Annotated in this window: 21 protein-coding genes; 16 read left to right on the top strand and 5 right to left on the bottom strand. The window is 71.4% G+C overall.

The features are described 5' to 3' along the window. Positions 1-9 precede the first annotated feature (9 nt). Together EER30_RS05195 and EER30_RS05190 are read right to left on the bottom strand one after the other, a co-directional pair. Positions 10-372 (bottom strand): hypothetical protein, encoded by a 363-nt coding sequence (locus EER30_RS05195; RefSeq protein WP_127498722.1) that lies wholly within the window; start codon positions 370-372, stop codon positions 10-12. Between the two features lies 1 nt (position 373). After that, positions 374-667 (bottom strand): hypothetical protein, encoded by a 294-nt coding sequence (locus tag EER30_RS05190; protein ID WP_127498720.1) that lies wholly within the window; start codon positions 665-667, stop codon positions 374-376. A 353-nt stretch (positions 668-1,020) separates the two neighbouring features. Here EER30_RS05190 and folP point away from each other — a divergent pair, with 353 nt between their 5' ends. The 7 genes from folP (at position 1,021) to EER30_RS05155 (ending at position 5,559) form a co-directional block, all read left to right on the top strand. Further along, the gene (gene folP, locus EER30_RS05185; RefSeq protein WP_127499374.1) at positions 1,021-1,893 is read left to right on the top strand and encodes a dihydropteroate synthase; all 873 of its coding nucleotides are present in this window, start codon (positions 1,021-1,023) and stop codon (positions 1,891-1,893) included. Between the two features lie 5 nt (positions 1,894-1,898). Further along, positions 1,899-2,261, top strand: a complete 363-nt coding sequence (gene folB / locus EER30_RS05180; protein ID WP_127498718.1) for a dihydroneopterin aldolase — start codon at positions 1,899-1,901, stop codon at positions 2,259-2,261. Further along, a complete protein-coding gene (gene folK / locus EER30_RS05175) occupies positions 2,258-2,785 on the top strand; it encodes a 2-amino-4-hydroxy-6-hydroxymethyldihydropteridine diphosphokinase (protein ID WP_127498716.1) in 528 nt (175 codons plus the stop codon). The genes folB and folK overlap by 4 nt, the downstream gene beginning before the upstream one ends. Before the next feature lie 35 nt (positions 2,786-2,820). Next, positions 2,821-3,303 (top strand): DUF3180 domain-containing protein, encoded by a 483-nt coding sequence (locus EER30_RS05170; RefSeq protein WP_127499372.1) that lies wholly within the window; start codon positions 2,821-2,823, stop codon positions 3,301-3,303. Positions 3,304-3,441: 138 nt separating this feature from the next. Then, the gene (locus EER30_RS05165; protein ID WP_127498714.1) at positions 3,442-4,683 is read left to right on the top strand and encodes an ABC transporter permease; all 1,242 of its coding nucleotides are present in this window, start codon (positions 3,442-3,444) and stop codon (positions 4,681-4,683) included. 31 nt (positions 4,684-4,714) lie between these two features. Continuing rightward, the gene (locus EER30_RS05160) at positions 4,715-5,002 is read left to right on the top strand and encodes a hypothetical protein (protein WP_127498712.1); all 288 of its coding nucleotides are present in this window, start codon (positions 4,715-4,717) and stop codon (positions 5,000-5,002) included. Between the two features lie 65 nt (positions 5,003-5,067). Beyond that, positions 5,068-5,559 carry a hypothetical protein gene (locus tag EER30_RS05155; RefSeq protein WP_127498710.1) on the top strand — a complete coding sequence of 164 codons (492 nt, stop codon included), beginning with the start codon at positions 5,068-5,070 and terminating at the stop codon, positions 5,557-5,559. Here the strand turns inward: EER30_RS05155 and EER30_RS05150 are convergent, their stop codons facing one another. After that, a complete protein-coding gene (locus EER30_RS05150) occupies positions 5,560-6,579 on the bottom strand; it encodes an ABC transporter ATP-binding protein (protein ID WP_127498708.1) in 1,020 nt (339 codons plus the stop codon). Positions 6,580-6,581: 2 nt separating this feature from the next. On the opposite strand from EER30_RS05150, the gene EER30_RS05145 reads away from it, so the two are divergent. From EER30_RS05145 to EER30_RS05130, 4 genes are all read left to right on the top strand, one after another. Further along, the gene (locus EER30_RS05145) at positions 6,582-7,304 is read left to right on the top strand and encodes an ABC transporter permease (protein WP_127498706.1); all 723 of its coding nucleotides are present in this window, start codon (positions 6,582-6,584) and stop codon (positions 7,302-7,304) included. Then, complete coding sequence (locus tag EER30_RS05140) at positions 7,301-8,014, top strand: ABC transporter permease (RefSeq protein WP_127498704.1); 714 nt, start codon at positions 7,301-7,303, stop codon at positions 8,012-8,014. The genes EER30_RS05145 and EER30_RS05140 overlap by 4 nt, the downstream gene beginning before the upstream one ends. 160 nt (positions 8,015-8,174) lie before the next feature. Next, positions 8,175-9,152, top strand: coding sequence for a glycine betaine ABC transporter substrate-binding protein (locus EER30_RS05135; RefSeq protein WP_127498703.1), 978 nt, complete (start codon positions 8,175-8,177; stop codon positions 9,150-9,152). Between the two features lie 171 nt (positions 9,153-9,323). After that, positions 9,324-10,418 carry a hypothetical protein gene (locus tag EER30_RS05130; RefSeq protein ID WP_127498701.1) on the top strand — a complete coding sequence of 365 codons (1,095 nt, stop codon included), beginning with the start codon at positions 9,324-9,326 and terminating at the stop codon, positions 10,416-10,418. A gap of 6 nt (positions 10,419-10,424) precedes the next feature. Here EER30_RS05130 and EER30_RS05125 read toward each other — a convergent pair whose 3' ends face one another. Beyond that, the gene (locus EER30_RS05125; RefSeq protein WP_127499370.1) at positions 10,425-11,549 is read right to left on the bottom strand and encodes an NADH-quinone oxidoreductase subunit D; all 1,125 of its coding nucleotides are present in this window, start codon (positions 11,547-11,549) and stop codon (positions 10,425-10,427) included. A gap of 17 nt (positions 11,550-11,566) precedes the next feature. Further along, positions 11,567-12,535, bottom strand: a complete 969-nt coding sequence (locus EER30_RS05120) for an SAM-dependent methyltransferase (protein WP_127498699.1) — start codon at positions 12,533-12,535, stop codon at positions 11,567-11,569. Between the two features lie 126 nt (positions 12,536-12,661). Between EER30_RS05120 and EER30_RS05115 the strand changes: the two genes are divergently transcribed. The 5 genes from EER30_RS05115 (at position 12,662) to EER30_RS05095 (ending at position 17,568) form a co-directional block, all read left to right on the top strand. Further along, on the top strand, positions 12,662-13,558 hold the full coding sequence (locus tag EER30_RS05115; RefSeq protein WP_127498697.1) for a Rossmann-like and DUF2520 domain-containing protein: 897 nt from the start codon (positions 12,662-12,664) through the stop codon (positions 13,556-13,558). Continuing rightward, positions 13,555-14,385 carry a pantoate--beta-alanine ligase gene (gene panC / locus EER30_RS05110; protein WP_127498695.1) on the top strand — a complete coding sequence of 277 codons (831 nt, stop codon included), beginning with the start codon at positions 13,555-13,557 and terminating at the stop codon, positions 14,383-14,385. The genes EER30_RS05115 and panC overlap by 4 nt, the downstream gene beginning before the upstream one ends. Next, entirely contained in the window at positions 14,385-14,813 is a 429-nt protein-coding gene (gene panD / locus EER30_RS05105; RefSeq protein WP_127498693.1) for an aspartate 1-decarboxylase, read from the top strand. Before panC ends, panD begins: the two co-directional genes overlap by 1 nt. Before the next feature lie 140 nt (positions 14,814-14,953). Continuing rightward, complete coding sequence (locus tag EER30_RS05100; protein WP_127498691.1) at positions 14,954-15,862, top strand: septum formation family protein; 909 nt, start codon at positions 14,954-14,956, stop codon at positions 15,860-15,862. 62 nt (positions 15,863-15,924) lie between these two features. Beyond that, complete coding sequence (locus EER30_RS05095; RefSeq protein WP_127498689.1) at positions 15,925-17,568, top strand: L-aspartate oxidase; 1,644 nt, start codon at positions 15,925-15,927, stop codon at positions 17,566-17,568. Positions 17,569-17,578: the final 10 nt, after the last annotated feature.

Genomic DNA, 17,578 nt, shown 5'->3' with positions numbered 1-17,578 from the left:
CAGAACTGGTCATACCAACTCCTCCCGAACCCGGATGCGAGTGGCGACAAGTCTCGGATCGCGGCGCTCGACCGCCGGCTCGCGGGTGCGACGCCAGTCGGTGAGGGCGGTCCGGATGACGACCCGTGCGGGACGGTCGGGGTCGACATGGCGGAACACGTACGACGTGGTGACCATGGCCAACGCGATCTCCCAGGCCGGGAACGCGTCGAACTCGAAGGTCATCAGGTAGTGCAGGACCATGAAGAGTGGAACCAGCGCCACGAACATGCCGTACTGCGCGTACGGCAGGTGGATGGGCAGGGTGTAGCCCGGGGGGCCCAGATAGACGAGCCTCGCCCGGTAGATGTCGTCGTCGGTACGAAGCCGCATCTCAGTTGAAGATCAGGTCGATGAGGAAGTCGCCGACGAAGAACAGGGTTGCCGCACCGGCGATGAAGGCCAGGCCGACGATGGCGATGGCCGAGCTGGTCAGCACCTTCGAGATCTCACCGCGGCTGGCGCGGCCGATGAAGATGACGCCCAGCACCGCGAGCAGGATCGGCGCGATGTTGCTGGCGAAGAACTTGACGACGCCATTGGTATCGATGCCCTTGGGTTCGGGCGCGGCGAGCGTAATCTGCTCGAGCACGGACGCGGCCTGCGTGGCGAGCTCAGTGGCGATCATCGTTAAACCTCCCCGTGCCCGGCTAGGGGGTTCCGGACACGCTGCAGTTGTGAAGCCTCACGGCACCGCCCATATCGTGCTACTTCCCACCCTGGCGCGTCGAGTGAGCCGTTTGGGCACAGCCATGCTCGTCTGCTCTCTCCGGTCCTTCAAATGATGCCCAGTTCCGAAGAGTACGGCCCGCCGTTCTTCGCTACAAGCGTCCGAAACGTTACGCAAGGTGATGGCGTGCGTGAAATTGAGTTACGGGCCATCGTACGCACGTGCGACAACCCCGGCCGCCGTACCCTCGTCCCGTGACGACTGAGCCGACGGCCGAGCCGACAGATGCGCAGGTGGCGGGCCGCGCACTGATGCACGTGGATCACCCGGTCGTGATGGGCATCCTCAACGTCACGCCCGACTCCTTCTCGGACGGCGGCCGATACACGGACGTGGAAGCCGCGATCTTGCACGGCGTCGAGCTTTACCACGCAGGTGCGAACATCGTGGACGTCGGCGGCGAGTCGACCCGTCCGGGCGCCGAGCGCATCGACGCCGATACCGAGATCGAGCGTGTGGTCCCGGTGATCGAGGGTCTGGCGCGGGCGGGCGTGCCGCTGAGCATCGACACCACCCGTGCGGCCGTCGCGACCGCGGCTCTCGACGCGGGCGCCGCCGTGATCAACGATGTCTCGGGCGGTCTCGCCGACCCCGGGATGGCCCGCGTGGCGGCCGAGTCGGGCTGCCCGTGGATCCTCATGCACTGGCGCGGCCACTCGCGGCACATGACGAAGATGGCCGTCTATGACGATGTGGTCGCCGAGGTGCGCGGTGAACTGCTGCAACGGGTTGGCGAAGCGCTGAGCGCCGGTGTCGATCCCGGACAGATCATTCTCGACCCCGGGCTGGGCTTCGCCAAGAACGCCGAGCACAACTGGGCCCTGAGCGCCCGCCTCGACGTCTTCGTCGATCTCGGCTACCCGGTCCTCTTCGCGGCCAGCCGCAAGACCTATCTGGGCCGGTTGCTGGCCGGTCCGGACGGCACTCCCCGCCCGGTCGAGGACCGTGAGGCGGCGACCCTGGCCACGTCGATCCTTGCTGTCGCGGCAGGAGCCTGGGGCGTACGGGTCCACGACGTCACCGCGACCGCCGACGCGCTCGCGGTCTGGCGCGCGACCGGCTCGCCGCGGCTCCAGCGGCCCGTGACAGGCAGTGTCGAAGATCGGGTGAGTGAGAAGGAGTGAGCGGGGTGCAGGGTCAGATCGCGCTGAGCGGGCTGCGGGTGCGAGGACGGCACGGCGTCTTCGACTTCGAGCGCGAGCAGGGTCAGGACTTCGTGATCGACGTACGTCTCGAGCTCGACCTCGGCCCGGCCGCGGCCAGCGACGACGTCGCCGACACGGTGCACTACGGCGAGTTGGCGGGCCGCCTCGCCGAGATCGTCGGCGGCGAGCCGGTCAACCTGATCGAGACCCTCGCCGACCGGTTGCTGACCGCCTGCCTCGACGACGCGCGGGTCGCCGCGGCCGAGGTCACCGTCCACAAGCCGCAGGCCCCGATCCCGCTCGAGTTCGCCGACGTGTCCGTCACGCTGCGCGGGAGCCGTACATGAGCCGGGCTGTTCTCTCGCTCGGGAGCAACCTGGGAGATCGTGAAGAGCACCTGCGGCTGGCCCTGAGAGTGCTCGGCCCGGCCGTCGAGGCGAGTTCGGGCGTGTACGAGACGCCACCGTGGGGCGATGCCGGCCAGCCGGCGTACCTGAACGCCGTTGTTCTGGTCTCGGACCCGGCGGCGGGCCCGCGGGACTGGCTGGAGCGCGCCCGCACGGCCGAGATCGCGGCGGGACGGGTGCGTGATCCGCTGCGGCGTTTCGGCCCGCGCACCCTCGACGTCGACGTGATCGCCGTCTGGGACGACGACGGCCGGCCGGTGCTCAGCGACGATCCGGAGTTGATCCTGCCGCATCCGCGCGCCCATCTGCGGGCCTTCGTGCTGCGCCCCTGGCTCGACCTGCGACCCGACGCCGAACTGCCCGGTCACGGCCCGATCGCCGCGCTGTTGGACGAACCTGCTCTGGCCGGCGACCTCGCCGGGCTGACCCCACGACCCGATCTCGCACTAGAGTCGACGAAGTGAGCAGCAACCCGCAGGCGCCCCGGCCGGATCCGTCGATGCGCCCGACCAGCATCTCGGTGCTGATCGTCGTGGTTCTCGTCGCCGCGGCCGTCGGCTGGCTGCTGCTCAGCGCGTTCTACGAGACGCTGCCGCCTCTGCCGTGGTCGCCCGTGGTCGTGCTGGCCGCGCTCGCGATCGCCGAGGGTCTGCTGGCGCAGAACACGTGGGCCCGCATCCGGCGACGCAAGCCCGGCACCCCGCCGGTCGACCCTCTCGCCGTCGCCCGATACGTCGCTCTGGCCAAGGCGTCCTCACTGCTCGGGGCGCTGTTCACCGGTTTCTCGGCGGGCGTGCTCATCGTTCTGCTCATGAAGGGAACAGTCGCGGCCGGCGCCGACCGGCCCGCCGCGATCGCCACGGTGGTGTCGGCCCTCGTCCTGATCGGCGCCGCCCTCTGGCTCGAGCGCGCGTGCCGCGTTCCCAAGCAGCCCGATTCCAAGGACAAGAACGACCTCGACCGCCCGTCCGGTCTTCTCTGACGCCCGTCGGCAACCCCCCGATTTCGGTCTTGAACTGAGACCGACTCGTATCCGTATGCTCTGGGCACGGGCACGCGCCCGGCGGGAGACATCGGCGTGCGTTCACCTCACGGGGGCGCACACGAGGAAGGCGCGACGATGGCGTACGACGAGGCGACCTACCGTCGGCAGGCCGAGGAACCCACGCCCACCGATCCGGCGGCGTACCGCGCCAACACGCTGGCCGGGGCCGATCAGCGACGCCGGGCCGAAGAGCTCGACAGCGTCGGCGAGACGACGGCCGACCTGCATCGCCGGGCCGAGGCCGACGAGGACGGCCGTGACCGGCTCGGCATCCACCTCGGCTGGGAGGTGGTGCTGCTGGTCGCCGCGGCGGCCATCGGCTTCCTGCTGTGGCGACTCGACGGCGACAGCATCCGGCGGCCCGCCCTCGACACGCTGCTGATCACCGGCGCCGCGATCGGCCTGCTGGCGCTGGGCGCGGGCCTGAGCCTGCGGGCCGGCGTGCCCAACCTGGCGCTCGGCCCGATCGCCCTGGCCGCCTCCCTGCAGTACGCCGAGCAGGGCGATCAGGGCCTGGTCAAGGCGATGGTGCCGGCCCTCATTCTCGCCGCGGCGGGCGCGATCGTGATCGCCGTGATCGTGCTGGTGCTGCACGTGCCCGGCTGGGCGGCGACGCTCGCCGGCGCCCTCGGGGTGATCGTCTTCGACCAGTTGCGGGTCGCCCCGGTCGCACTGCAGGGCACCTACGACCCGACCGATCACGCGTTCTTCCTCTTCGGCGGCTTCGCGCTGCTGGCCGTGCTCGGCGGCGCGCTGGGCACGATCAGCCCGGTGCGGCGCTGGCTGGGCCGGATGCGACCGATCGGCGACCCGGCCCGTCGCCGCGGCCCGGCCGTCGCCGTGCCGGTGCTCGGCGCGCTGCTGCTGTCCTCGCTCTTCGCGGTCGGCGCGGGCCTGCTGCTGGCCGCCCGGTCCGACGCCCCGGTCATTCCGGGCACCGGCCTCGAGTGGACCGGCATCGCGCTCGGCCTCGCCCTGCTCGCCGGCACCAGCGCGTACGGCCGTCGCGGTGGCATCTTCGGCACGTTGTTCGCCGTCGCCGCGCTCACGCTGTTCCTCGACTACGCCGCGCGCCGCGATTTCGACATCTCGCTGTTCGCGATCGCGGCCGCCGTCTTCGCGGCCGGACTGGTCGTCACCCGCCTGGTCGAGACCTACGGCCGGCCGCTTCCCGTGGCCGGCCCGGCCGACTGGAACGCCGCGCCCACCTCGGCCGGCGCGAACTGGTCACCCGATCTGCCCGAGACCTGGTCGACCTCGACGACGACCCCGCGCGGCGACCGCTGGGACGCCGGTCCCTGGGGAACCAGCCGGTAACGGCCCCGCCGCCCCGCTTATGCTTTTACCCATGACCACCCCGAGCTTCGCCGAGCTGGACGCCCTGCCGACCGAGGAGCTGCGCGAGCGCTCCTTCAGCCTCGCCCGCGAGCGCCGCGACGTCAGCTTCTTCTGGTCGGTCTTCAAGCACCTGCCCGACTCGGAAGAGGCGTCGCAGCTCGACGGCGCACCCAACTCGATCGGCCCGATCGTCGACGAGGCGGTCGCGCTCTGGCGCGAGCTCGAGGGGCACATGCTCGAGGAGACCGAGCCGCTGCTGCGAGCCAAGTTCATCGACTACTTGCAGAAGCACCAGTAACGCCTTCACCAGGGCATTCATGGCCGTCGTTTGAAACAGGGCCCGCGCTGGGAATCCAGCAGCGCATGGCTCTCGGTAACCGGTACAAATCCGCTCCCGGCGCGGGCACTCTGGCCGCGCTGATACTGGTCCTCGTCTTCGGCAGCCCCTGGTATGCCGACTGGGCGGCGGACAACACAAACCCGAACACGGCCGGCGGCTGGTGGCTGCGCCTGCTGTCGTGGCCGCGCTGGTCCTTCGACTCCGACAACTCGCTGCGCGACATCATCGTCGGCGACCTCAAGGCGATCCTGCTGGTCGTGCTGACCGCGCTCTTCCTCTACCTGCTGCCGGGCTCGCAGCTCGCCCGGGCCCGCGGGACGATCAGCCAGTTCTTCGCCGGCTGGGCGTCCTACATCTTCGCCGGTGGCTTCGCCGCCCTGCTGACGACGCTGTTCCTGGCCAACCCCTCACTGCTGGGCGCGTTCCAGGCGGCCGGCAACGGGGCCTCGTACGGGCTGTTCGTCGGCTGGATCGTCGGCCTCGCCACGCTCGGGGGCTATCGCGGAACCCGATGATCAGATCTGGGCGGCCGGCTGCGTCTCGCGGCCGGGCGCCTCGAACAGGTCGGCGCGCGTCACGGTGCCGATCGCCTTCCCCTCCTCGACCACGACCACCTCGGCGACGTCGGAGGCCAGCATCACAGCGAGCGCGTCGTAGAGCGTGCCGCCGGCGTCCACCGTGGCTCTGCTGCCCGGATCGAGCGCCTGCTCGGCCGGGCGCAGCGCGGTGCGTACGCCGGTGACCGCGAGGCGGCGGATGCCCCGGTCGGCGCCCACGAAGTCGGCCACGTCGGAGGAGACCGGGCGGCTCAGCAGCTCGGCCGGTGGGGCGTACTGCAGGAGCCGCCCGCCCTGCGCGAGCACCGCGATGCGGTCGCCCAGCCGCACCGCCTCGTCGATGTCGTGGGTGACCATCACGATCGTCTTGCCGACCGCGGCCTGCAGTTTGAGGAACTCCTCCTGCAGGCGTCCGCGCGCGATCGGGTCGACCGCCGAGAACGGCTCGTCCATCAGCAGCACCAGCGGATCGGCGGCCAGCGCGCGAGCCACGCCGACCCGCTGCCGCTGACCGCCGGACAGCTCGTGCGGGTAGCGCTTGGCGTAGCGGGCCGGGTCGAGGCCGACCAGCTCCAGCAGTTCGTCGGCGCGGGACGCGACCTTCGAGCGGTCCCAGCCGAGCAGTCGCGGCACGGTGCTGATGTTGGTGCGGATGTTCTGGTGCGGGAAGAGCCCGACGTTCTGGATCACGTAGCCGATATGCCGGCGCAGATCCACCGGGTTGCGCTCGAGGATGTTCTGGCCGTCGATGAGGATGCGGCCGTTGGTCGGCTCGATCAGCCGATTGATCATGCGAAGGATCGTGGACTTCCCGCACCCCGACGGCCCGATCAGCACCGTGAGCTCACCGGCGTGCACCTCGAGGCTGAAGTCGCCGACCGCGACCGTGCCATCCGGGTACGTCTTGCCGACGTCCTCGAGCGTGATGGAGGCCGCGCTCCTGGCGCGACCGGACTCGTTGATCGCGGTAGCGTCCACGTATGTCCTTCCTGTCGTGGGGCCTGGCGGCCGCCTCGCCGCTGGCCGCACCCGCCGATGACGGGCCCGGCAACCCGTGGTTCTCGTGGCAGTACGTGCGGGACAACGCCGAGACCCTGGCCGCGGCAGTCCAGTTCCACGCGGGTCTGACCGCCCGAGCGGTCATCCTCGCACTGGTCGTTGCCCTGCCGCTGGCCGTGCTGGCCTACTGGATCAAACCGTTGACCGGCCCCATCCTCGCACTCTCCGGCGTGCTCTACACGATTCCGTCGCTGGCCCTGCTGGCCCTGCTGGCGCCCGCGGTGGGCACCACCACAGACACGTCGGTGCTGATCGCTCTGGTGCTCTACGCCCTGCTGGTGCTCGTCCGGAACTCCCTGACCGGCCTGGCCCAGGTCCCTGACGAGGTGCGCGACGCCGCGACCGGCATGGGGTACGGCCGCTTCGGCCGGCTGCTGCGCGTCGAGTTGCCCCTCGCGCTGCCGGGCATCATCACCGGGCTGCGGCTCGCGACGGTCTCGACCGTGGCCCTCGTCACCGTGGGCTCGCTGATCGGTCAGGGCGGGCTGGGCGACCTGATCCTCGGCGGCTTCCGCAACAACTTCTTCAAGGCCGAGATCCTCACCGGCTCTGTGCTCTGCCTGGCCCTGGCGCTGGTCCTCGACCTGCTGATCGCGGGTCTGGGGCGGCTGCTCACCCCCTGGACGCGAAGGGCCACCTCGTGAACACCCTGTCCGAGGCCATCCTCTGGCTCAACGACCCGCTGAACTGGACCAACCCGGGCGGGCTGCTCGAGCGGCTCTCCGAGCACCTCCAGATCAGCTTCTGGGCCGTCCTGCTCGGCTGCGTGATCGGCTGGCCGATCGGCATCTGGCTCGGTCACCGCGGCCGCGGCGGCGCGGCCGTGATCACCTTCTCCAACCTGACCCTCGCCCTGCCCACGCTGGCCCTGCTCACGATTCTGCCGCTCACCCCGCTCGGGTTCGGAAAGCCGCCGGTCGTCGTGGCCCTCGGCATCTTCGCGATCCCGCCCCTGCTCTCGAACGCCTACACGGGTCTGCGCTCGATCGACCCCGAGATCAAGGACGCGGCCAAGGGCATGGGCCTGTCCGGCGGCCAGATGCTGCGCCGGGTCGAACTGCCGCTGGCCGTGCCCTACCTGGCGGCCGGGCTGCGTACCGCCGCCGTGCAGGTGGTGGCGACCACGACGCTGGCGACCTTCGTCAACGGCGGCGGGCTCGGCGAGATCATCAGCGCCGGTTTCGGCCTGGGCATCAGTGTCGGGGGCAACCAGATCGTGGCCGGGGGGATCTTTGTGGTGCTCCTCGCACTCGCCGTCGAGGGACTGCTCGCGCTGCTACAACGCCTGGTCACACCCCGTCCGTTGCGGGCCGCCAAGCGTCGCCGGCCGACCGCGGCCGCCCCGGCCGGGTAACGAACTCGCATATTCCTGGAAAGTTGTCATACCCAGCGGGTAGACGTTGCTGGACACGGAAACGGGCAACGCACTCTCTCCAGCCCGTCGGACACGCGGCGCGACCGACCGGTCGCGCCGGGACACAGAAGGCGGCACCATGCGTCGAAAGTTGATCTTTATGGCCGCCACCGCAACGGCGGCCGTCGTCTCTTTGGCCGGCTGTGGTGACGCCGGCTCCTCCGGGACCGAGGCCCCACCCTCCGCCGCGGCCGGCGCCGGTTGTGCACCCGTGGCGGGCGACACCCTCGTCGTGCTCGAAGACGACAAGAAGCTGCAGAACACCGACAACATCCTCCCCGCGATCAACAAGAAGGCGTCCTCGCCCGCGTTGATCGCCGCGCTCGACAAGGTGTCGGCCGCGCTCGACACGACCAAGCTCATCGCGCTCAACAAGGCCGTCGCCGAAGACCGCAAGTCGTCCAAGGCGGCCGCGCAGGAATTCATCACGGCCAACAACGTCACCGCCGGCATCGCCAAGGGCCCTGGGGGCCAGCTCACGGTCGGCGCCGCCGACTTCCCCGAGAGCGCCACCCTCGCCGAGCTCTACGGCGCGGCGGCCACCGCTGCGGGCTACACGGTCAAGGTGCAGACGATCGGTAACCGCGAGCTCTACGAGCCCGCGCTCGAGAAGGGCGACCTCGACATCGTCCCCGAGTACGCCGCCACTCTCGCCACGTTCCTGGCCGGCAAGGTCGAGGGCAAGAACGCGAAAGACCCCTCCTCGCCCGAGCTGCAGACGACCATCACCAACCTGACCGCCCTCGGCGACAAGCGCGGCCTGGTCTTCGGCAAGCCTTCCACCGCGCAGGACCAGAACGCGTTCGCGGTCACGACCGCCTTCTCCGACAAGAACGGCGTGAAAACTCTTTCCGATCTCGCGGCCAAGTGCTCCGGCGCCGCCACCGTCCTCGGCGGCCCGGCCGAGTGCCCGCAGCGGCCCAAGTGCCAGCAGGGCCTCGTCGACGTCTACGGGTTCCAGGCCGGCAAGTTCAGCAGCCTGGACGCGGGTGGTCCCCTCACGGTGACCGCCATCAAGACCGGCACGGTGAGCGTCGGTCTGGTGTTCAGTTCCGACCCGGCACTGGCCAGCAGCTAGCCCAGATTGTCCGAGAGCGCCGGGTTTCTTACCATCTGAAGCCCGGCGCTCGCACATTTGCCGGATCGCCGTGTCTGGGTAATATCGGCGCCCATGCCGGAACTGGACTCCGTGGCGGGAAACGCGCGTCTGCTCCGTGGCCTCATTTGGGCGGGTGTTTCGCTTGCCCCCTTGGCCGCGGTCGTCGTGCTGCTCGGCACGGCCTCGAACTCGGTGCGGTTCGCGGTCATACTCATCGCGGTCGCCGTCGCGCTGATCGGTGCCTCGGTGCTGGTCCGCAACGATCCGGTGGTCAGCCGCCTCGAGGTCGAGGACCGGGTGGCCGAGGAGGTCGCCCAACTGCGGCGCGAACTGCGGGCCGAGTTCGGGCCGGGCGCGGCCATGCAGCACCCGGCGGCCATGCAGCACCCGGCGCCCGTGCCCGCCAAGCGCCCGCTGCCTCCGCAGCGCGGCTCGGTCGCGCCACCGCCGCCTCCTCCGGCCGAGGAGTCCGGCTTCTTCGCCGACGCCCCGCCGATGTATCCCGAGGACGACCCGTTCCCCGGCCCGTCCGACGACTTCACCATGCAGCCGGCCGGTCCGCCGCCGATGCAGCAGCCCGGCCCGCCGATGGGGGCTCGGCCGCCCGCACCGGGTGGACGAGCCGGCGCCGCCGCGGTGCGCCCGCCCGCTCGTACCGGGCCGGGCATGACCACCGGGGGACGCCCGATCGGTAACCCTGGGGCGCACGACCCCGGCTCGGTGACCGGGGGCCGAGCGGCCGCCGCAGCCGTGTCTCCGCCGCCCCAGCAACTCCCGCGTCAGCGCGGCGCGGCGTCGGTGCCACCGCCGCCTCAGGGCCCGCCACGCGCGTCAGCGGCCGTTCGCCCCGGTGCCGCTCCGGCGCCCGGTGTCTACGGTGCGCCCGCAGGCGGCGGCAACACCTATGGCGCCCCGAATCCCGGCGCGGGCGACGACTACTCGTTCGACTCCGATGAATACAACGGCTACGGCGCCCCCAACTACGGCGCGGACCAGGGCGACTACGGCTACGCGGAGAACGGCTACGCCGACGGCGAGGGCTACGTCGAAGCTGACGGATATGGGCACGACGCCGGCCGCGATGCCGGCGACCCCGCGTACAAGGCTCGCCGCCACCGCCCGTCGGCCAACGACACCAACGTGGGCTCGCTCAGCGACTTCGCCTCGTACGGCGGGTATGCCCCGGAGCCGCCGCCGGACGACCGGTACGTGCAGGGTTATGCCCCGCCGCGCGGCCGCCACTGAGCCGCCTTACTTGTCGATGTCGCCGACCACGAAGAACATCGAGCCGAGGATGGCGATCAGGTCGGGCACCAGGCAGCCTGGGATCAGTGTCGCCAGCGCCTGCACGTTGGCGTAGGACGCGGTGCGCAGCTTCATGCGCCACGGCGTCTTCTCGCCGCGCGACACCAGGTAGTAGCCGTTGATGCCGAGCGGGTTCTCGGTCCAGGCGTACGTGTGCCCCTCGGGTGCCTTGACCACCTTGGGCAGTCGTACGTTGACCGGCCCCGAGATGCGGTCGACGCGGTCGAGGCACTGCTCGGCGAGATCGAGCGAGACGAAGGCCTGCTCGAGCAGCACCTCGAAACGGGCGTGGCAGTCACCGGCCGTACGCGTCACCACGGGCACGTCCAGTTCGTCGTAGGCCAGGTAGGGCTCGTCGCGGCGCAGGTCGAAATCGAGTCCGCTGGCCCGCGCGACCGGGCCCGACGCCCCGTACGCGGCAGCCTCCTCGGCGCTGAGAACACCGACGCCGACCGTACGGGCCAGGAAGATGTCGTTGCGGCGGATCAGGTTGTCCAGATCGGGCAGTCGCTTGCGAACCGTGGCGATCGCCTCGCGGGCCCGGCCCGTCCACCCGGCCGGCACCTCTTCCTTGAGGCCGCCGACCCGGTTGAACATGTAGTGCATGCGGCCGCCGGAGACCTCCTCCATCACCGCCTGCAGGGTCTCGCGCTCGCGGAAGGCGTAGAACATCGGCGTGATCGCGCCGATCTCGAGCGGGTAGGAGCCGAGGAACATCAGGTGGTTGAGCACCCGGTTGAGCTCGGCCAGGGCCATGCGCAGCCAGGTCGCCCGCTCGGGCACCTCGATGCCCATCAGCCGTTCGACGGCGAGCGCCACGCCCAGCTCGTTGGAGAAGGCGGAGAGCCAGTCGTGCCGGTTGGCCAGCATCAGGATCTGCCGGTAGTCGCGCACCTCGAAGAGCTTCTCGGCGCCGCGGTGCATGTAGCCGACGATCGGCTCGCAGGCGACGACCCGTTCACCGTCGAGCGTGAGCTTGAGCCGCAGCACGCCGTGGGTCGAGGGGTGTTGCGGGCCGATGTTGAGCACCATGTCGGCGGTCTCGAGCCCGGCGCCGGTCCCGACCGTCATCTCACGCAGCGCGTCCGTCACGGAAACATGCTCCCACGATCGTCGAGCCCGACGGTGTGCAGCAGCCACCAGTGGCCGCCGAGCCCGGACGGCTCGATCAGCTCGGCCCCCGCCCCGGCCGCCGCCAGCGCCCGCACGTAGCCCGCCGGGTCGCTGCGGGCCAGATCGAGCGGTGGCCGGGCGCCGTCGACCCCCAGCGCTTTCAGCGCGTCCCGCTGGCGAAGCAGCCGGTACGGCGTGCCGGCCGCGGACGCGACGGCATCGATCGCCACGTGGGCCGTGACGTCGCAGGACCCGTCCGGCACCGGCGGCACCTGTCGGCCGCCCCGATAGCCGGTCAACGTGCCGAGCAGCGGCCGGTCGTCGCGCAGATGCCCGTAGTCGACGGCCAGGGCGCAGCCGCGCCGCACCCGGCTCACGGCCTCGGCCCAGGCGGCGTCGCGCGGCCATCCGATCTCGGCCCGCCCGGGCGACGGCCACCAGCGCCGCAGCCAGAAGAGATCGGCCGGGTCGACCAGCCCGCCCAGCGACTCGGCCCCGGTCGACGGCTCGACCGTCACCCGCCGCAGCCGGCCGTCATCATCGAGATCGGCGACGTCGAGCGGAACGTTGTCAAGCCACTCGGTGGCCAGGAGCAGGCCCACGACTCGGTCCGGGATGTCGGGCTGCCAGGCGATGCCGGCGTTCAGCCCCGGCGGGCGGGCGGCCAGCTCGACCCCGGTGAGCCGCACCCGCTCGGACAGCAACGGCTGCAGCGTGGTGAGCAGCTCGCCGCGCCCGGCCCCCACGTCGACCAGGTCGAACACCTCGGGCCGCCCGAGCGCCTCGTCGATCCGCTCGATCAGCCGCGCGAGCGCCCCGGCGAACAGCGGCGACGCGTGCACGCTGGTGCGGAAGTGATCGGCCGGCCCCTCGCCGGCCCGGACGAAGAAACCGCCGGGCCCGTAGAGCCCCGCCTCCATCGCCGCACGCCATCCCGCTTCCACAGCAACAACCCTAGAGCGCCCGACTTGAGCGGTGATGGCCTTGTTCACAGGGTCTTGTCACGGGGCCGATTCGGCGGCGCATACTTGCGCACGACCGGTACCCCTTCCGAGGACTGGATCTTTGATATGAGCGCATCGTCGCGCCCCCGCACGAGGGCGTTTCCGCTGACCGTCGGCGTTGTCGGCGCCGGTCGGGTCGGTGCTGTGCTGGGCGCTGCCCTCAGCGCCGCGGGCCACCGCGTGGTCGCCGCGGCCGCCGTTTCCGCTGCCTCCCGCGAGCGGGCCGCCCGCCTGCTGCCCGAGGCCGCGATCCTGCCCGCCGACGAGGTCGCCCGCGCCGCGGACGACCTACTTCTGCTCGCCGTCCCCGACGACGCCCTCGCCGGCGTCGTGAGCGGCCTGGCCGCCACCGGCGCCCTGCGCGCCGGTCAGGTCCTGGCCCACACCTCCGGCGCCCACGGCCTCGCCGTGCTGCAGACCCAGACAAGCGTGGACGGCATGGCCCTGCACCCGGCCATGACCTTCACCGGCGCCGAGACCGACCTCGACCGGCTTCCGGGCATCGCCTGGGGCGTCACCACCACCAACCGGGCCCTCGCCGCCCGGCTGGTCGCCGATCTGGGCGGCATCCCCGAGTGGGTCGCCGAGCAGGCCCGGCCGCTCTATCACGCGGCCCTCGCGCACGGCGCGAACCACCTGGTCACCCTGGTCAACGAGGCGGCCGGCCTGCTGCGGGCGGCCGGCATCACCGAACCCGGCCGGGTCCTCGACCCGCTGCTGCACGCCGCCCTCGACAACGCGCTGCGGCTCGGCGACGCGGCGCTGACCGGCCCGGTCTCCCGCGGCGACGCCGGCACCGTCGGCAAGCATCTCGACCACCTGCCGTCCGAGGCGGTCCCGGCCTATCTGGCGCTGGCCCGCCGCACTGCCGACCGGGCGATCGCCGCCGGCCGCCTGCGCCCGCAGGACGCGGCCCTGCTTCTCGACGTCCTTTCTCGCGCGGCGGTAGGGAGCCCCTCGTGACGGAACTGATCCACACCCGCGACGAGCTGGCCGCCACGCTCGCCCCGGTGCGGAAGGTCGCCGTGGTGATGACCATGGGCGCCCTGCACGAGGGCCACCGGCAGCTCATGCGTGAGGCCCGCGAGCGCGCCGACTTCGTGCTGGTCACGATCTTCGTGAACCCGCTGCAGTTCGGCCCGAACGAGGACTTCGACAAATATCCGCGCACGCTCGAGGCCGACCTCGAGGCGTGCCGGGCCGAGGGCGTCGCCGTGGTCTTCGCGCCGAGCCGCGACGACGTCTATCCCGGCGGGGCTCCGTCGATCACGATGAACGCCGGCCCGCTCGGCGAGATCCTCGAGGGCGCGAGCCGGCCCGGCCACTTCAGTGGCATGCTCACCGTGGTCGAGAAGCTGCTCATGCTCACCCGGGCCGACGTGGCGTTCTTCGGCGAGAAAGACTTCCAGCAGCTCGCGTTGATCCGCCGCATGGTGCACGACCTCGAGCTCGGCGTCGAGATCGTCGGCGTTGCCACCGTACGGGAACCGGACGGTCTCGCCATGTCGAGCCGCAACCGCTATCTCGCGCCCGACGAGCGACGGGCCGCGCTCGCGCTCTCCCAGGCGCTGCGCGAGGGCGCCACCCACTCCGACGCCGACCTCGCCCTGGCCACCGCCGGCAAGATCCTGGCCGACGAGCCGGGCGTACGGGTCGACTACCTCGCGCTCACCGGCACCGACCTCGGCGACGCGCCCGAGAAGGGCCCGGCCCGCCTGCTGGTCGCCGCCCGCGTCGGCACGACCCGACTGATCGACAACGTTCCCCTGACCCTGGAAAAGGCCGCCTGATGCACCGCACCATGCTCAAGTCCAAGATCCACCGGGCCACCGTGACCCAGGCCGACCTGCACTACGTGGGCTCGGTGACGGTCGACCTCGACCTGCTCGAGGCGGCCGACCTCATCCCCGGCGAGCAGGTGGCGATCGTCGACGTGACCAACGGCGCTCGCCTCGAGACCTACATCATCGCGGGCGAGCGCGGCAGCGGCGTGCTCGGCATCAACGGCGCCGCGGCCCACCTGGTGCACCCCGGCGACCTGGTCATCCTCATCTCGTACGGCCAGATGGACGACGCCGAGGCCCGCTCCTACGAGCCACGCATCGTGCACGTCGACGCCGACAACAAGATCATCGAGTTGGGCGCCGACCCGGCCGCGGCCGCCGAGGGAATGCCCGGCGGCCTGATGCGCGGCGACCGCACGCTGTCGGCAGCCTGAAAGGCCGGGCGCTGTCGACAGCCTTAAAGGCCGTACGCTGTCGGGGGCCTGAAAGACGGTTGATTCCCCGAACGCCAGCCTGCAAATCCCCATATGATCGCCAAAACGGACATTGACGGCGCTCGGGGAAGGCCTAACGTATGCGACACCGGCTCGGGATCACGGCTGTCCTGAGTCTGGTGCTGCTCGTCGCCGTCGGCTGCGGCAAGCCCGGCGGGGTCGACGGCGACCTGACCGACGGATGGAGCGCGATGGCCGTCGCCACCGGTTTCGAGCCGAACACCGGTGCCTGCCACAGCGCCAACTTCAACTCGGTCGGCCCGCGCGGCACCTATGAAGAGGTCGACTGCGCCGCGAAGCATCGCACCGAGACCGTCTACGTCGGGGCGTACGAGTCGCCGGCCGCCGACGCCGACGTGCCACCGGCCGACAGTTCGGCCGGTGGCCGGGCCGCCTACGCGGTCTGCGACCAGAAGACGACCACGTTCGTCGGTGGCCCGTGGCGCAACGCCCGCCTGTGGATCGGCGTCACCCGCCCCACCGAGGCGGCCTGGAACGGCGGCGCCCGCTGGTTCCGCTGTGACGTGATCGAGCTGAACTCGGTCGAGGACGACGGCGGCCTGGTGCAGCGCACGGGCAGCCTGCGCGACGCGCTCGCCGCCGGTTCCTCCGATGTGCTGCTCGGCTGTTACGCCATCCAGCTCGACGGCGACGGCGCGATCGCCACCATGCCGGTTGTGAGCTGCGGCGCCAAGCACAACGGTGAGTTCGTCGGGGTCTGGTACGCCAAGGGTCTCGACTACCCGAGGACCGACAAGACCTGGGCCAAGTTCCACGACGGCTGCCGCGACCTGATCGCCGATTACGTCGGCGTGCCCAAGGACGACGACCTGCAATACCGTACGGGTGTGGTCTCGTTGCCCGGCGGCGCGGACGTCTGGGCCCAGGGCGACCGCGGCGTGCGCTGCTACATGTGGCTGGACGGTGTGGAACTCACGTCGACGCTCCGGGGCAAAGGCGTCAAGAGCCTGCCCGTGCAGTACAAGTAACGGTGACCACGAATGGCCGCCCCCGACTCGGAAGTGTCGTACCGGCGGAGTGTACTGAGCGGATGTTTGTCGCCGACCTTCCGGAGCTGCCCCGCCGGCTCGCCGCCGCCGATCCCGGGTGGAGCGAGACCACCGATGTCCTCGTCGTGGGCTCCGGCGTGGCCGGCCTGACCGCCGCGCTGCACCTGCGCGAGCAGGGCCTGCACGTCACCGTCGTCACCAAGGTCAACATCGATGACGGCTCGACCCGCTGGGCCCAGGGCGGCATCGCGGCGGTGCTCGACCCGCTCGACACCCCGGCCTCGCACGCCAACGACACCGAGATCGCCGGCGTCGGCCTCTGCGACCCGGCCGCCGTGCGCGTGCTGGTCGAGGAGGGCCCGGCCCGCGTCCGCGAGCTGATCCGGCTGGGCGCGTCCTTCGACCGCAACGCCGACGGCTCGCTCATGCTCACCCGCGAGGGCGGCCACCGCGCCGACCGCATCGTGCACGCCGGCGGCGACGCGACCGGGGCCGAGGTGCAGCGCGCCCTGCACGAGGCGGTCCACCGCGACCCGTGGATCCGCCTGGTCGAGCACGCGCTCGTGCTCGACCTGCTGCGCGCCCCCGACGGCCGGGCCTGCGGCCTGACCCTGCACGTGCTGGGCGAGGGCAGCGAAGACGGCGTGGGTCAGATCCTGGCTCGCGCGGTCGTGCTGGCCACCGGCGGCATGGGTCAGATCTACGCCTCCACCACCAACCCGTCGGTCTCCACCGGCGACGGCGTCGCCCTCGCGCTGCGGGCCGGCGCCGTGGTCACCGACGTCGAGTTCGTGCAGTTCCACCCCACCTCGTTCGTCACCGCCGACGTCACCTCGGTCCAGCGCCCGCTGATCTCCGAGGCGCTGCGCGGCGAGGGTGCCCACCTGGTCGACGAGACCGGCACGCGCTTCATGGTCGGGCAGCACGAGCTGGCCGAGCTGGCCCCGCGCGACGTGGTGGCCAAGGGCATCCACCGGGTGCTGCTCGAGACCGGCGCCGACCACGTCTATCTCGACGCCCGCCACCTCGGCCGCGAGTTCCTCGAGCAGCGCTTCCCGACGATCGTGGCCTCCACCCGCGCGGCCGGTGTCGACCCGGCGACCGATCTCATCCCGGTCGCCCCGGCCGCCCACTACGCGTCCGGCGGCGTCCGCACCGACCTGTCCGGCCGAACGAGCATCCCCGGCCTCTACGCGTGCGGCGAGGTCGCCTGCACCGGCGTGCACGGCGCCAACCGGCTGGCCAGCAACTCCCTGCTCGAGGGCCTGGTCTTCGCCCGGCGCATCGCCGACGACATCGCCCGCGAACTGCCGCCGCAGGCCGAGCCCGCCCCGGCCACCGGCGACCGCGGCTGGGTCGTCCCGCCGGCCACTCGCGCCGAGCTGCAGCGGGCGATGACCCGTGGTGCCGGCGTGCTGCGGTCGGCCGACTCGCTCGCCGGCACCGCCAAAGAGCTGGCCCGCCTGGCCGAGCAGCGCGACACCCCGCGCAACGCCGCCTGGGAGGCGACCAACCTGCTCACGGTCGCGACCGTGCTGGTCGCGGCGGCGCGCACCCGCCGCGAGACGCGCGGCTGCCACTGGCGCGAAGACTTCCCGGTCGCCGAGGACGAGTGGCGCGGTCACCTGCTGCACACCCTCGATCGCAAGGCACGGTTGTCCCAGTCTTTCGAAGAGATGGCCTGACCACAGGGGG

It is taken from the genome of Actinoplanes solisilvae, assembly GCF_003999975.1.
Lineage (GTDB): Bacteria > Actinomycetota > Actinomycetes > Mycobacteriales > Micromonosporaceae > Actinoplanes > Actinoplanes solisilvae.
Note: the sequence above shows the minus strand (reverse complement) of the source record. Positions and strands in the feature narration are given on the sequence as shown.